Below are 15,859 nucleotides of genomic sequence, written 5' to 3' on the forward strand. Positions count from 1 at the left end.
GTAGCGTCTACATCCGCCTCAACCAGTGCCGTAGCATCTACCTCAGCATCGACTAGTGCTGTAGCGTCTACCTCAGCTTCAACAAGTGCAGTAGCCTCTACTTCAGCCAGCACAAGCGCCGTAGCGTCTACGTCAGCCTCAACAAGCGCAGTAGCGTCTACATCCGCCTCAACCAGTGCCGTAGCATCTACCTCAGCATCGACTAGTGCTGTAGCGTCTACCTCAGCGTCAACAAGCGCAAGCACACCAGCCTCTGAGTCTGAGTCAACAAGTGCATCTGCATCAATAGACACAGTATCTTCTGAAACACCATCAGAATCAACAGGTAAGTCAAGACAGCAATTGCCAAATACAGGTACAGAAGCTTCCAAATCATCTGTACTTCTTGGAGCTTTGGCAGCTGTGACTGGTTTAGGTCTGTTTGCAAAACGCCGTAAACGTGATGATGAAGAATAATCGGATTAAAAATACATAGAAAGTATTGTTATTTCGATTTATGAAAAATCCCTTGGATGAAAAATCATCCAGGGGATTTTTTGCGTTTTAAAAGTTAAGGGAGACAGAAAAATAGCATAAAAAATGTTATAATAGTAGGAAAGGAGAACGATTACATGACTGAAAAAATTACGGTAATTGTACCAGTTTATAATGTTGAAAATTACCTAGAAAAATGTTTGGATAGTTTAATTAATCAAACTTATAAAAATCTTGAGATAATTGTAATCAATGATGGTTCTACAGATAATTCGGGTGAAATTTGTCAAGAGTATGCACAAAAAGATAATCGAATTGTCTATATTGAAAAAGAGAATGGTGGTTTATCAGATGCGAGAAATGTAGGTCTGGACAAGATGACTGGTTCCTATGTAACTTTCATTGATTCTGATGATTGGGTTGAATTAGATTATGTAGAAATCCTTTACAAAAAAATAATTGAGTATCAGGCAGATATTTCTGTTGGAAATTATTATTCTTACAATGAAGATGAGGAAACATATTATTTCCATATATATGGGGATTCCTACTATGAGAAAGTATATGACAATATTTCTATTTTTGAAAACTTATATGAATCTCAAGAAATGAAGAGTTTTGCTTTGATATCTGCTTGGGGCAAACTCTATAAAGCGAAATTGTTTGATTATCTCCGGTTTGATAAAGGTAAACTCGGCGAAGATGGTTATTTTAATCAAAAAATGTACTTATCTGTAAATAAAGTAGTTTATTTAAATAAAGGTTTGTACGCATATCGCCAGAGAAGTGGAAGTATTACAAACACTTGGACAGAAAAGTGGATGCATGCCTTGGTTGATGCTATGTCTGAACGTATTACTCTACTAGCTAATATGGGTTATCCTCTTGAGAAACACTTGGCAGTTTATCGGCAGATGTTAGAAGTCAGTCTCGCGAACGGTCAAGCTAGTGGCTTATCCGATACAGCAACGTATAAAGAGTTTGAAATGAAAAGAACTCTTTTAAATCAGTTATCTATACAGGAGCAAAAGGAAAAGAAAGCAATTGTTTTGACAGCAAATTATGCCTATGTCGAGCAGGTCATGACGACTATTAAGTCTATTTGCTATCATAATCGTTCAATTCGTTTCTATCTGATTAATAGTGATTTTCCAAATGAATGGTTGAAACAATTGAATAAGCGATTAGAAAAGTTTGATTCAGAAATTATCAATTGCAGGGTTACGTCTGAGCAAATTTCACGTTACAAAACAGATATCAGTTACACTGTTTTTTTGCGTTATTTCGTGGCTGATTTCGTGAAAGAAGACAAAGCTCTTTATTTGGACTGCGATTTAGTCGTAACGAAAAATCTAGATGACTTGTTTGATACAGATTTACAGGACTATCCTTTGGCTGCTATTCGAGATTTTGGAGGCAGAGTCTATTTTGGTCGAGAAATCTTTAATGCAGGTGTTCTCTTGATTAATAATGCTCTTTGGAAGCAAGAGAATATAACTCAAAAGTTGATTGATTTAACCAATGAATGGCATGATAAAGTGGATCAGGCTGACCAAAGTATTTTAAATATGCTTTTTGAAAATAAATGGCTAGAACTAGATTTTGATAATAATCATATTGTCATTCATGAACGTTTCGCAAACTATCGTTTTCCAAATGGTCAAGAATATCCAGGGATTATCCATTATTTATCAGAAAGAAAGCCTTGGCAGGTACATGCTGGACAAACCTATCGTGATGTTTGGTGGTATTACCATGATATGGAATGGACAGAGTTAGGAAAAAATCATCATTTACATTCTCTTAAAAAATTACATCTTTATCCTCTAAAAGTTCCATTTTCTTGTTTGATTTATACAGCTTCAGATCAAATTGAGCAGTTGGAAACACTAATAGTGGCTTTACCAGAAGTGCAATTTAAGATCGCAGCAAGAGTAATCGTTAATGAGAATCTTTCTAGACTTGTTGTGTATCCAAACGTTACTGTCTATTCTGGAACAGTATCTTTGGAGGAATTGGATAGAGAATTGGTAGAAACTTGTCAGCTTCTTTTAGATATCAACTATGGTGAGAAGGAAACAGAAATATTAGAGCAATTTATTTCCCAAAGGAAACCAATTTTAGCATTTGAGAATACTAAAACGTATGAAGCGAACCAAGAGATATATCAGATTGATCAAGTTTCAGAAATGATAGAGAGAATAAGAGAGTTAAATAAATGAGAAAAAACATTGTGCGAGGTGATGCTCTAATCTTAACTGTAAGCGATCAGATTGAGCAGTTAGATTATCTCCTAGAAAACTTGCCAGATATTTGTTTTCATATTGCCGCTCCTGTACAGTTTTCTGAAAAGATAAGAGTACTGGAGTCTAAATATAATGTCCGTCTCATGACAGTTACAACTGATCAGCAAATTGACTTTCTAGTGAGTATGTGCGACATCCTATTAGATATCAATCATTTTCAGGAAGTTGATTCTATTGTTTCCAAATTTGTGCAGGCTGGTAAAATGGTCTTGGCTTTTGACAATACAGTCCATGAAAATCAAGAACAGGAAGTTTTTTTATCAAGTACACCAGATAAATTGGTTTCTAGAGTGAGAGAGTATCTGAATGAAGTCAGAGTAGGCATCAATTGTCAAGAAAATATCATCCAAGATGGAAATTGGAATGTATTTCAAATTGATAGAAAAGCTAGTCTAATTGTGGGAAGCAATGTCATTTGTAGAAATTTTGAGAATTTCCATGTTTCTTCAGGGAAGTTAATACTGCATGATGGTGTCTTCATCAATAATTCTTGTAGTTTTAACTGTATGGAAAGAATCGAAATCGGAAACGGAACAATGATGGGGGAAGGAGTTCGTTTTTACGACCACGACCATATTTATACCGCTGAAAAGATCGAAAAGTGGCAGTGGACTACAGCGCCGATTAGAGTTGGAAAAGATTGTTGGATAGGAAGTAATGTCACGATTTTAAAAGGAGTGACTATTGGGGATAATACCATTATCGGAGCAGGTTGTCTCATTCGAAATGATATTCCATCAAACAGTGTAGTCTATAATGATGGAAATCTTTGTATAAAAAGAAGAGATTAAACAGGAAATATAATAAATCAAATTTAGGTAAGTTAGTATATGGAAAACGAATTAATTAGTATTATAGTTCCAATCTATAACGTTGAGAATTATTTAAGACAGTGTTTGGATAGTATTCAGAATCAAACTTATAAAAATTTTGAATGCATTATGGTTAATGATGGATCCACAGATAGCTCACAACAAATAGCGGAAGAGTATCTAACGGATAGTCGTTTCACACTAATCAATCAATCTAATAAAGGTTTAAGTGGGGCTAGAAATACGGGTATTAGTCATATTAGAGAAGAGTCTACTTTTATATCCTTTGTAGATAGTGATGATTATATTTATCCTGATTTCTTAGAAACTTTAATAGAACACATCGAAGATGATGTTGATATTATAGAAGGAATGATTGAATATTTCCATGATGAAATAAAAGCGGATAATGTCTGTCATAATTTTGAGAAAAAAATATTAATAAGCAAGGATGACAAATTGGGAGAATTGGCATTAAATGAGCTGAGAGTTAGCGTTTTTCCAAAATTGTTTCGAAAAAGTTTATTAACAGAAGATTTTTTTCCAGAGGGGTGGATATTTGAAGATTTAGCAGTTGTTCCAGAGTTGGTAAGTGATTCAAGAAGATGGATTAAATTGCCAAAAGTTATCTACGGTTACAGGGTTCGTCCAAATTCAATTACTACTAAAGAGTTTTCAGAAGAAAAATTAGATGTATTTAATATATTTGAAAAGTATGACTTGTTTTTTAAAGATGAGAGTGATGGCACAAAATTATTAGTTGAAAAAATAAAATATTTACATTTGAATTATCATGACATAGAATTTGTACCAGAGAATAATCAGTATAAACAGTTATACAAACAAGAAAAACAAAAACTATTATCTAAAATAGCAGATTATGAAAGTAAAACTTTGATTAGTATTATAGTACCCATATACAAGGTTGAGAAATACTTGAGACAATGTTTGGATAGTATTCTAGGTCAAACGTATGAACATTTCGAATGTTTGCTAATAAATGACGGTTCTCCAGATAATTCAGCAGATATCTGTAAAGAATATGTTTCTAAAGATCCTCGTTTTCGTTATATTGAAAAAGAAAATGGAGGGGTATCCTCTGCACGAAATCTGGGGCTCGAACATTCTAAAGGAGAGTATATCACTTTTATTGATTCGGATGATTGGGTAGATTCTGACTATTTAGAAGTGTTGTATAAATCTCTGACAGATGAAAAAGCAGATGTAGCTGTTTCTACTTACAAACAATTCAATATGGATGACAACAACTATTATGTGCATTCTTATCAAAGAGGATATGAAAAAAGAGTATTTACAAATCAAGAATTAATTGATGAATTTATAGCTTTAGACACTTTTGACTACTCATATCGTTTTGTATGCGGTAAATTAGTTCGCAAATGTCTGTTAGATAAGATTGCTTTTAATGAAAAAACAACTCTTGGGGAAGATATGGAGTTTTGGCTAAAATTATATCTTATTTCTAACAAAATTGTATACGTTAATAGGGATAGCTATGTTTATCGTGTTGATAATGTTAATCGACACTTTGGATTAGAAAAAATTCGTAGTGATATTCAACAAAGATTGAATTTTATCTCATTTCTTGCAGTTAGAGGTATAGATATATCAAAATATGTGAATAGTTGTTTATCTGTAATCAAACATCAAGTTGAGAGACTAAAGGAGTCACCTGAATACGATACATATGGAACAATAAGGTGGCTTCATGAGGTTATGTTTTTGCTAGAGGGGAGAAGTGAATCATAAAATGTTGGAAAATGAATTAATCAGCATTGTAATTCCAATCTACAATGTAGAAAATTATTTGAGACAATGCTTGGATAGTATTGTTGTTCAAACATATCAAAATTTTGAGTGTTTATTAATAAATGATGGTTCGCCAGATAACTCTGCTGATATTTGTAACGAGTATGTTTCTAAAGATTCTCGTTTTCGTTATTTCGAAAAAGAAAATGGTGGAGTTTCTTCAGCGCGAAATCTAGGCATTGAACGTTCAAAAGGGCAATATATCACCTTTATTGATTCGGATGATTGGGTGGAGTCGGATTATTTAGAGGTGTTGTATAAATCTCTGATAGATGAAAAAGCAGACGTAGCTGTTTCTACTTATAAACAATTCAATATGGATGACAACAACTATTATGTGCATTCTTATCAAAGAGGATATGACAGAAAAGTGTTTACAAATGAAGAATTAATTGATTCTTTACCTTGGTTATATGGATATGATAGTACTTATAATTTTGTTAGTTGTAAGTTGGTTTCTAGAGATATACTGGAATATATTCGTTTTAACATCTCTACTGGCTATGGTGAAGATATGGAGTTTTGGAGTAAAGTATTTCTAATAGCTAACAAAGTTGTTTATGTAAATAGAGATACATATATTTACCGAACTAGTAATGATAATTCAAAGCATTATGAAGCAGAAAATGTTCGAAATAATATTGAGCAACGTTTAATTTTTCTGGCTATGCTTGCTGCTAGAGGAATGGATATAGTTAATTATCTGCCCGACTATATGCAATATATGAAAGTCTGTAAGGTGAAATTGTCAGAAGAACTGGGAGAAACTAATGAAATGGTTAGGTGGTTAAAAGAAATATTGTTTTTGTTGGGAAATACTGAATAGAGAAAAATTTTGTGTATGAGAGTTTAATTATACTAAGGGTAGTATTTTTGATTGCTGACAAAATTTTGAATTTCAATAAATTATCAGAAAGTGAAGAATAATGAAAATCCATATTACCAATCTGTATGGGATGGCTCGAGAAAGTACAGCAACCATTGCTCAAAATGCTGTTCAAAAGATAGCTAGTCAACTAGGATTTAGAGAGTTAGGGATTTATTTTTACCATGCATCAGCTGAAACTGTAGAAGAGAGAAGTAGAAGATTAGACGGGATTCTAGCCAGTGTTTCAATGGGAGATGTGGTCATTTTTCAAACACCTACTTGGAATGGTCTAGAGTTTGAAAGAGAATTTTTAAGTAAGTTGAAACTTCTCAATGTGAAAATCATAGTATTTGTTCATGATGTGATTCCATTGATGTTTAAAGCAAATGAATCCTTGATGCAGGATTATATAAACATTTACAACATGGCAGATAGTATCATCTTACCATCAGAAGCTATGAAAGGAAAACTGATTCAAAGTGGTTTGAATGTTAAAAAAGTGCTCTTCCAAAGAATGTGGGATCATCCTCATGATTTGGACTTACATGAACCTATATTTAAAAAAGAAATTTATTTTGCAGGAAATTTAAGTCGTTTCCCAGAATTAAAAACTTGGGAGGGGACAGTTCCGCTAACTGTATTTTCAAATGAAGAACAATTTTCTTTATCGTATCAAGTTCATATTGCAGGTTGGAAGACTGATGAGGAAATGCTTTTAGAATTATCAAAAGGTGGATTTGGACTGGTTTGGACTACACATCAAAATGAGGAACAAAATATAGATTATTACAGTATGAATGTTTCTTATAAATTGAGTACTTATTTAGCAGCAGGTATCCCCGTCATTATTCCTGCTACCTTATCTAATTCGGACTTTATAGTAGAGCAAGGATTGGGATTTGTGGTTGATAACTTAGAGGAAGCTAACCTTTTGGTGGAACAATTATCAGAGGAAGCCTATCTTCAAATGTGTAGTAGAGTGCGTTATTTTTCCTTTTTACTAAGTCAAGGTTTTTTTGCAAAACAATTTTTATTGCAAGCAGTTTTTGAATTAGGGATTAGTAACAATCAAACATCACGAGGTATTCGACTATTGACAGTTACAAATAGTCAGGATTTGGAACAAATTGAATATCTAGTAGAACAGCTTCCTGAGTGTGATTTTAGCATTGCTGCTAGAACTCTTATGGGACCACGATTGACAAACTTGGCTGAAAAAGAAAATGTCTATCTATATCCAGTCTCAGATTCAGAAAAGATTGAGGAACTATTAGACAATACTGATCTATATTTGGATATTAACTATGGTGGGGAAGTAGATGGGTTTTTTAACCTCCTGTCAGACAAATCTATTCCTAGTTTTGCCTTTTATAAAACACAAAATGGGGAAAAAGGACAGTATCTCTTTTCTATCAGAAATGTTGATGCTATGGTAACTGCAATTAGGAATTATGCTGAAACAAAACAATTGCCCAATAAACCATTTGATTTTGAAGTGCAGACCATAGATGAAACACTTGATTATATTCTGGAGCATCAATCTTCAATAGCTCGATTTGGTGATGGCGAGGCTGCAATCATGCTAGGCCAATCTATTAATTACCAGAAATATGACCCTAATCTTGCCGAAGAATTGAAATTTATTTTTAATCAAGAGAGCAGTCCTACATTAGTTATTGGTTTACAAGAAGGTTTAAAAAACCGTTTCTCTTTTGTTCCAGATGCTCTAGCTTTTTGGAGGCAATATTTAGAGGATTATGAGGAATTTTATCTAGAGTATTGTAAAAATACTTGGTACGGCTCAACTTTTATTTCCAGACCTTATATTGATTTTTTAGATAAATCAAAAGCAAAATCTCAGTTTGAAAAGTTGAAAAAACTATGGGAAGGAAGAGATATCCTTATCGTAGAAGGCTATGCTTCTAGATCTGGGGTAGGAAATGATTTGTTCGATGGGGCTAAGAGTATTAAGCGAATTATTTGCCCATCTCGACATGCCTATGATAAGAAAAATGAGATAATGGAAGAAATAATGAACCATGCTGATGGACGTTTAGTTTTGTTAATGCTAGGTCCTACAGCTAAAGTTTTAGCTTATCAACTTGCTACTAAGGGTATGCAGGCAATTGATATTGGACATGTTGATTCTGAGTATGAGTGGATGCAGATGGGAGCTGAAAATAAGGTTTTATTACACAATAAACATACTGCAGAGTTTAATCTAGATACAGAAATAGAATTAGCAGATGATGAAGCATATTTGAGTCAGATTGTTGTAGACTTGAGTGCAGAATAGTAGTAATCATGGGATTTCGGAGGAGAAATGATACCAGAAAGACTTGCAATCGTTTTGATTGCTGATCAAGCCTATACAGAACAATTAACTGTGACCATGAAATCTATCATGTATCACAATAAATCAGTTGATTTTTACGTCATTAATCAAGGTATCATGCCTGACTGGTTTAGAAAAATGAGACGTATAGTGAGAAATTTGGGAGGGGAACTTTATAATATTCCCTTTGATATGGAATTGATTTCAGATGAGTGGAGAACGCAAAATCATATTAGTCCGATTGCCTATGCTAAGTATTTTATTCCTCGCCTTATTGATAGGGAGAGAGTGCTTTATCTAGATACAGATGTTATCGTTAATGGCAGCTTATCCTCTTTTTTCTTAGCAAACTTAAAAGGCTTTCCAGTAGCTGCTGTACGTGATGTGGATGGTAGTTTTAATACCGGTGTTATGCTTATTGATAATGTACAGTGGAAGGAATTGTCTGTTTTAGATAGATGTTTAGAATTATCTGAAGGTGAGAAAAGTAAACATTGGGAATTAGAACATTTTAATGGAGATCAGACAATATTGAACTCTGTTTTTCAGGATAATTGGTTGGAATTGGATAAGCGATTTAATGTTCAGGTAGGTTATGATTTAGTTGCTTTTTATAATCATTGGACAGAACATTTTAACCTAGAGGATGAACCACTTGTGATTCATTATACAACTAATAGAAAACCATGGAATAGTTCTGTTTCCTACAGATTTCGTGAAAAATGGTGGGAATTTTATAATTTAGAATTTTCCCAAGTTTTAGCTCATCATCTGGGGGAATTTTCTTTACAAAAAGAAAAGCAGGGATTGGATTTCTTTACATTAACAGAAACAGAACAATTTGAAGGGATTGAACATTTAGCAAGTAGCTTTCCAGAACATCGCTTCCATATAGCTGCCTATACGGTGTTTGGACCATGGCTAAGTGCTCTGGGTAAAATAGATAATATTTATCTACATCCTGAGTGTATCTCAGCTACTTTTGATCAATTACTAGAAAATATGGATGCTTATCTTAATATCAATCACGGGGATATAAACGAGGCAATTTTGGAAAGAATGAGTGAGATGAATAAGCCTATTTTTTCATTTTATGCAACTCATAAAGGGAATGTACCTCAATATCTTTTTCTAAGACAAGAGTTAGAAAAGATGGAGGAGGCTATCCGTTTATTCTCTGAAATTGGAGCCGATAGATTTCGTCAAGTATTTAAACAAGAAGAATTATTTGATATTTCAGTCATGACTATAGATGAAACCTTGAATCAGTTATTGGAAACGGAACAATCACTTATTCGTTTTGGGGATGGAGAGATTCATATTATGAATGGTTATAATATAGGATTCCAAGAATATAATGAAGAGTTGTCTAATAGTATGAAGGATATTTTATTGAATGCGAATAAGGAAGATATATTAATTTGTATGCCAGAAGTTTTTGAAGCTTTTACAGGAAATTTTCCTCAAGATCATAGCTCTGAGACATTCTGGAAGAGGGAATTAGATGCTTTTGCACCATTTTTTAGAGAATATTGCCAATCACAGAGGTATGGATCAGCCTTTATATCAAGGCCTTATATTTACAACAAAGATAGGAGTCGTGCCTTTGAACAATTTGAGAAAATGAAACAGTTGTTTGAAGGGAAAGACTTACTAATTGTAGAAGGAGCAACTTCAAGGTCTGGTGTTGGAAATGATTTGTTTGATAAAGCAAATTCAATTAAGCGGATCATTTGCCCCTCTCATAATGCTTTTTCTAAAATAAAGGAAATTAGAGAAAAGATTTTAGAACATGTAGAGGGACGCTTGATTTTATTGATATTGGGACCAACTGCTAAGGTACTAGCTTATCAATTAACTCAACAAGGTTATCGTGCTTTAGACCTCGGTCATATTGATTCAGAGTATGAATGGATGAAAATGGGGGCAGAGACAAAGGTACAACTAAAACATAAGCATACAGCAGAATTTAATTTTGATCAGGGAATTGAATTTGTAGAGGATGAAGGTTATAATAGTCAAATTGTTGTAGATTTGTCTAAGTAGAAAGGTGTAAATATATGGATTTTCCATTAATATCGATTGTTGTCCCTGTCTATAATGTTGAAGCATATATAGAACATTGTATTCATAATATTTTATCGCAGACTTATAGGAATTTAGAAATTATTATTGTGAATGATGGTAGTCCAGATGACAGTATAAAGATTGCAAAAGAGTTGACAAAAGATGATCCGCGTTTTATCTATATCGATAAGGAAAATGGTGGACAGTCGGATGCACGTAATGTAGGTTTAGATTGTGCTAGTGGAGACTATATCTTTTTCTGTGATCCGGATGACTTTATGTTTGAAAAAAGTATTGAAAACTTATACTATGCTAGTGTTTTGACAAATGCTGATATTGTTGTAGGATCATTTTGTCGATTTGATGAAGGGATGTTTTATTTTTATCCAGTCCAAAAAGAAGAACTATTGCATCCAGTAAGTTCCAAGGAAGCCATTATGGGAATGGATGATGAGGAAGATTATACTCTTCTTCGTTATTCGGCTGTATGGGGGAAATTGTTTAAAAAGCATTTGTTTAACACAATCCGTTTCCCTAAAGGGAAATATGCAGAAGATCAATTTATTATGTGGAGATTATATCTCGCAAGTGATGTGATTGTTCGCTATCAGTCAGATGTCTATGCCTATAGAGTAAATTATAAGGGATTAACGCAAAATTATAATTTATCTCACTTGGATTTTATTGAAGCGATTGAAGAACGTATTCATACCTTAATGGAGATGCCAGAATTAGATTATCCTATGGAATTGGCATTTAATCAGTATAAATTTGCTTTGAAGAGAAATCTTTCTATGTTGGAAGGGAAAGGCTTTATTAAAGAAGAAGCGGAGTTAAGAGAAAAAGTGGAATGTGCTGAGAATGGTGAATACCTATTCTTAAAAAAATAAGAGAGTAAGTTATGGAAAATCAATTAATTAGTGTTATTGTACCGATATATAATGTTGAAAACTATCTTCGACAATGTTTGGATAGCGTTTTGGGACAGACCTTTAAAAATTTTGAGGTGCTTCTAGTAAATGATGGATCTTCTGATTCTTCAGGAGATATTTGTAGAGAGTACGTTGAAAAAGATAGTCGCTTTCATTATTTTGAAAAGGAGAATGGAGGACTATCTGATGCCCGTAATTACGGTATAGAAAGGGCTCAGGGAGAATACCTGACTTTTATTGATTCGGATGATTTTGTAAATGAAAAACATCTTGAGAATTTGTTTTTGGCGAGTAGATTGACTAATGCCGATATCACGATAGGAGGATTCTCTCGTTTTGAGAATGGAACTTTTTGGCTATACCAGGATTACTTTTCTAGTGATTCTCTGGTATCATTTACGAGTGCTCAAGCTATTCAACACCTAGATTCCATGTTTGATGTTCCCTTTTTAAATTTTTCTACCGCTTGGGGAAAATTATTTAAACGTGAGTTATTCAGTGAGCTACGCTTTCCCTATGGAAAATATGCAGAGGATCAATTTATTATATGGAAGTTGTATTTGAAGGCTCGTAGTATATACACCTTTAACGTAGATTCATATGTATATCGTATCAATAAAAATGGAATGTCAAGTGTATTTTCTTTAAAACATTTAGATTATATCGAAGCTTTGGAAGAACGAATAAAATCAACCAAAGATTTAGAAGGGGTTGATATCAATCTTTCCTTTAATATGTATCGCTATGTGTTACAGAGAATATTAGGGCAATTAGAAGAACATGATTATATTGATGAGGCAAAGGAAGTCCGTGAAAAATTAGAATTGGCCGAACAAGGACAATATCCATTTTTGACAGATGAAGTTAAAGAGATTGAAGTAGAAAATGGTGGAGAACTAATTAGTATAGTAGTTCCAATCTATAATGTCGAGAACTATCTTCGAATGTGCTTGGATAGTATTGAAAATCAAACCTATTCAAATATAGAAGTTTTATTGATAAATGATGGTTCACCAGATTCATCTGGAGAGATCTGTCAAGAATATGTTGCTAGAGATAGCAGATTTCACTATTTTGAAAAAGAAAACGGAGGACTATCTGATGCACGAAATTATGGTATTGAAAGATCAAATGGAAAGTATCTAACCTTTGTTGATTCGGATGATTGGTTGAATTTAACTTATGTGGAAGATTTATATCAGGCAGCTATTCGAAATGATGCAGATACTGTTGTCTCACATTACACCATCTATAATGAGAGTGATAGAAATTATTATGTTCATATTTGGGACGATTACTATGAGAAAACGTGTACTGGGGAAGAACTGGTATTGGAACTTCCATCGTTGGAATTAAACGGATATGTATATATAACTAGTTGGGGAATTTTGTTTAAGAAGGAATTGTTTAATAATATTAGATTTCCTAAAGGTAAAGTGATAGAAGACTCTCGAACAAATTATAAATTGTTTTTTAGATCAAACAAAGTTGCATATATTCATAAAGAAATCTACTACCATCGAGAAGGAATAGAAAGCATCGGAAGTGGTGTTAATGAGAAACTTTTAACAGATGTTTTAGAATGCTTGTTAGAAAGATTAGCAATTTATACTATAAAGGGATGGAATTATTCCGATGAAAAGAATAATGTCATGGGGTGTTTGAGATTACGATATCAACAAGCAAAAGAAAATGGATTGCAGGATACTGAAATTTTTAGGAGATATACGGAAATATTATCATTAGTGGATGAAAGTTAAATAGTATAGAACTCATTAGAATTACAGCAAAGGAGTGAAAATGTCAGAATTAGTTGGTATTATAGTTCCAATCTATAATGTCGAGAACTATCTTCGAATGTGTTTAGATAGTATTGAACACCAAACCTATTCAAATATAGAAGTTTTATTGATAAATGATGGGTCACCAGATTCATCTGGAGAGATTTGCCAAGAATATGTTGCTAGAGATAGCAGATTTCACTATTTTGAAAAGGAAAATGGAGGACTATCTGATGCACGAAATTATGGTATTGAAAGATCAAATGGTAAGTATCTAACCTTTATAGATTCAGATGATTGGGTTGAACCAACATATATTGATGATATGTATCAAGCTGCTTTAAAAAATGATTCTGAAATCGTTGTTTCAAACTATACACAATTTGACGTTAAAGAAAACCATTATTTAGTTCATGTATGGGATGACTATTATGAGGAAACATATGAAGGGAAAGAGTTAATTAATAAACTCCCTTTGTTGGAACGACCCGATTATGCTTTTACAACGAGTTGGGGTATTCTTTTTAGTCGAAGCTTATTTGATAATATTCAGTTTCCAAAAGGTAAACTTATAGAAGACGGTCGAACAAATTATAAATTATTTGCGAAATCATCTCGCAGTACTTATATTAATAAATCTTTGTATATATATAGGATAGGTAGAGAAGGAAGCATTATTAATACAGTAACTGAAAAGCTCTTAATAGACAAGTTAGAGTATGTATTAGAACGTTTGGCTATCTATACCATAAAGGAATGGAATAGTTTTGATGAAAAGGAAAACACTTTAGGGTACATAAGAAAGGGATGGGAAGAAGCAAAAGAAGCCGGTCTACAAGACACTGAAATTTTTAGGAGATATACAGAAATATTGGAACTTATAGATAATGATTAAGAAATCAAATCTGTTCAATGAATTGACGATGTAAGAAAAAGAGGTTATTTGATTCACTAAAGTATCTTTCCTCCACTATTTCCCCTAAGGGATCAGAAGCAGATTTTTTCTGCTTATTTTGTTATAATAGTAACGTAAAAATTAACAAAAAAATCATAGAATACCTGATGGTATAGTAGATTGAATCTGGAATAGTCCACCGAGTTTTCTAAAACATTGTTAGAAATTGGTCTGAATTCCGTAATCAATTTGTTCAGTTTTGATTTCATTTAACTATATATTGATTATAAATTACTCAGTAGAAATAGACTAGAAACGAGTTTTAGAGAGTAGGATTAAACATGAAAAATATTTTTTCATCTATCACAGTTAAAAAAGGGCTAGCAACATTATTTTGTATATTCATATTTATAGCAGGAAGTAGATTGACCCTCCCTTTTGTAGATATGAATAATAGGGAATTTTTAGGAGGAACTGCAGCCTACTTAGCTTTTTCCACAGCAATGACAGGTGGAAATTTGAGAAGTTTATCTTTGTTTTCAGTAGGATTATCTCCATGGATGTCTTCGATGATTTTATGGCAGATGCTTTCTTTTTCAAAAAAATTAAATCTGACATCTGGAGCTATTGAAATACAAAATAGAAGGCAGATGTACTTAACCTTGTTTATTGCTTTGATTCAGGCATTAGCTATTTCGTTAAATCTCCCAATTCAGTCCAATGTGCCTAAAATGTTAGTTATCGTCCTCAATACCTGCCTGTTGATAGCGGGTGCTTTTTTCTTGGTATGGTTATCAGACATCAATGCAACTGTAGGTATCGGGGGTTCTATGATTATTTTATTGATTGGAATGGTTTTAAACATTCCTCAAGATTTGATTGAAACATTTAGAACTGTTCCCATACCTCTTTCTGTTTTAATCGGTTTGATTATTATGGGGATTGTCTTTACTTATCTGGTAGCTCTGCTTTATCGTGCTCGTTATCGTATAGCAGTTCATAAGATTGGCCTACATAATCGTTTTAAGAGATATTCATATTTTGAGATTATGCTTAATCCTGCCGGAGGGATGCCTTTTATGTATGTCATGACTTTTTTGAGTTTGCCTACTTATATGTTGTTGTTGTTACAGACGATTTTTCCGGAAAATCTACTTTTCACTGAAATTTCATCTCAGTATACAATAGGTAAACCATTGTGGATTTATATGTATATGATTATTCTTTTTATTTTTAGTATAGCCTTTGCTTTTGTAAATATGAGTGGGGAACAAATTTCAGATCGAATGAAAAAATCAGGAGAATATATTTATGGAGTCTATCCGGGTGAAGAAACGAGTCGTTTCATTAATCGATTGGTTCTTAGGTTTTCTCTTATTGGTGCTGTATTTAATGTAGTAATGGCTGGAGGGCCTCTGCTATTTGTATTAGTTGATGAGAAACTACTTAGAGTGGCAATGATTCCTGGTTTGTTTATGATGTTCGGAGGTATGATTTTTACAGTCAGAGATGAAGTGAAAGCTCTGAGATTAAACGAAACTTATAAACCATTGATTTAG

The 15,859-nt window shown here is 33.2% G+C and carries 10 protein-coding genes and 3 pseudogenes; all 13 read left to right on the forward strand.

What is annotated here, in order from left to right; all coding sequences use genetic code 11:
- The coding region (locus N8L39_RS09070) for an LPXTG cell wall anchor domain-containing protein (RefSeq protein WP_261039361.1) at window positions 1-456 on the forward strand (456 nt) is incomplete at its 5' end.
- 155 nt (window positions 457-611) lie between these two features.
- Window positions 612-2,696 carry a glycosyltransferase gene (locus N8L39_RS09075; protein WP_261010775.1) on the forward strand — a complete coding sequence of 695 codons (2,085 nt, stop codon included), beginning with the start codon at window positions 612-614 and terminating at the stop codon, window positions 2,694-2,696.
- Entirely contained in the window at window positions 2,693-3,571 is an 879-nt protein-coding gene (locus N8L39_RS09080) for a DapH/DapD/GlmU-related protein (protein ID WP_261010776.1), read from the forward strand. Before N8L39_RS09075 ends, N8L39_RS09080 begins: the two co-directional genes overlap by 4 nt.
- A gap of 39 nt (window positions 3,572-3,610) precedes the next feature.
- Complete coding sequence (locus N8L39_RS09085; RefSeq protein ID WP_261010777.1) at window positions 3,611-5,362, forward strand: glycosyltransferase family 2 protein; 1,752 nt, start codon at window positions 3,611-3,613, stop codon at window positions 5,360-5,362.
- Window positions 5,352-6,248, forward strand: a complete 897-nt coding sequence (locus tag N8L39_RS09090) for a glycosyltransferase family 2 protein (protein WP_261010778.1) — start codon at window positions 5,352-5,354, stop codon at window positions 6,246-6,248. Before N8L39_RS09085 ends, N8L39_RS09090 begins: the two co-directional genes overlap by 11 nt.
- Window positions 6,249-6,348: 100 nt before the next feature.
- Window positions 6,349-7,344, forward strand: a pseudogene (locus N8L39_RS09095) (sugar transferase); the annotation flags it as partial.
- A gap of 453 nt (window positions 7,345-7,797) precedes the next feature.
- Window positions 7,798-8,586 (forward strand): annotated as a pseudogene (locus N8L39_RS09100) (SP_1767 family glycosyltransferase); the annotation flags it as partial.
- 27 nt (window positions 8,587-8,613) lie between these two features.
- Window positions 8,614-10,671, forward strand: coding sequence for an SP_1767 family glycosyltransferase (locus N8L39_RS09105; protein WP_261010779.1), 2,058 nt, complete (start codon window positions 8,614-8,616; stop codon window positions 10,669-10,671).
- Window positions 10,672-10,685: 14 nt separating this feature from the next.
- The gene (locus tag N8L39_RS09110; RefSeq protein ID WP_261010780.1) at window positions 10,686-11,582 is read left to right on the forward strand and encodes a glycosyltransferase family 2 protein; all 897 of its coding nucleotides are present in this window, start codon (window positions 10,686-10,688) and stop codon (window positions 11,580-11,582) included.
- Window positions 11,583-11,593: 11 nt separating this feature from the next.
- Window positions 11,594-11,992 (forward strand): annotated as a pseudogene (locus N8L39_RS09550) (glycosyltransferase family 2 protein); the annotation flags it as partial.
- Window positions 11,993-12,568: 576 nt separating this feature from the next.
- A complete protein-coding gene (locus N8L39_RS09555) occupies window positions 12,569-13,384 on the forward strand; it encodes a glycosyltransferase family 2 protein (protein WP_419991713.1) in 816 nt (271 codons plus the stop codon).
- Between the two features lie 40 nt (window positions 13,385-13,424).
- Entirely contained in the window at window positions 13,425-14,300 is an 876-nt protein-coding gene (locus N8L39_RS09120; RefSeq protein ID WP_261010782.1) for a glycosyltransferase family 2 protein, read from the forward strand.
- 341 nt (window positions 14,301-14,641) lie between these two features.
- A complete protein-coding gene (gene secY2, locus N8L39_RS09125) occupies window positions 14,642-15,859 on the forward strand; it encodes an accessory Sec system protein translocase subunit SecY2 (protein ID WP_261010783.1) in 1,218 nt (405 codons plus the stop codon).

The sequence above is a fragment of the Streptococcus mitis genome (genome assembly GCF_946190285.1).
GTDB classification, from domain to species: domain Bacteria; phylum Bacillota; class Bacilli; order Lactobacillales; family Streptococcaceae; genus Streptococcus; species Streptococcus mitis_CP.

Bases quoted from the DNA above. Each gene is read 5' to 3' on its own strand.
- N8L39_RS09075 (WP_261010775.1), top strand. From the start codon at position 612: ATGACTGAAAAAATTACGGTAATTGTACCAGTTTATAATGTTGAAAAT.
- N8L39_RS09080 (WP_261010776.1), top strand. From the start codon at position 2,693: ATGAGAAAAAACATTGTGCGAGGTGATGCTCTAATCTTAACTGTAAGC.
- N8L39_RS09085 (WP_261010777.1), top strand. From the start codon at position 3,611: ATGGAAAACGAATTAATTAGTATTATAGTTCCAATCTATAACGTTGAG.
- N8L39_RS09105 (WP_261010779.1), top strand. From the start codon at position 8,614: ATGATACCAGAAAGACTTGCAATCGTTTTGATTGCTGATCAAGCCTAT.
- N8L39_RS09110 (WP_261010780.1), top strand. From the start codon at position 10,686: ATGGATTTTCCATTAATATCGATTGTTGTCCCTGTCTATAATGTTGAA.
- N8L39_RS09555 (WP_419991713.1), top strand. From the start codon at position 12,569: ATGTGCTTGGATAGTATTGAAAATCAAACCTATTCAAATATAGAAGTT.
- N8L39_RS09120 (WP_261010782.1), top strand. From the start codon at position 13,425: ATGTCAGAATTAGTTGGTATTATAGTTCCAATCTATAATGTCGAGAAC.
- secY2 (WP_261010783.1), top strand. From the start codon at position 14,642: ATGAAAAATATTTTTTCATCTATCACAGTTAAAAAAGGGCTAGCAACA.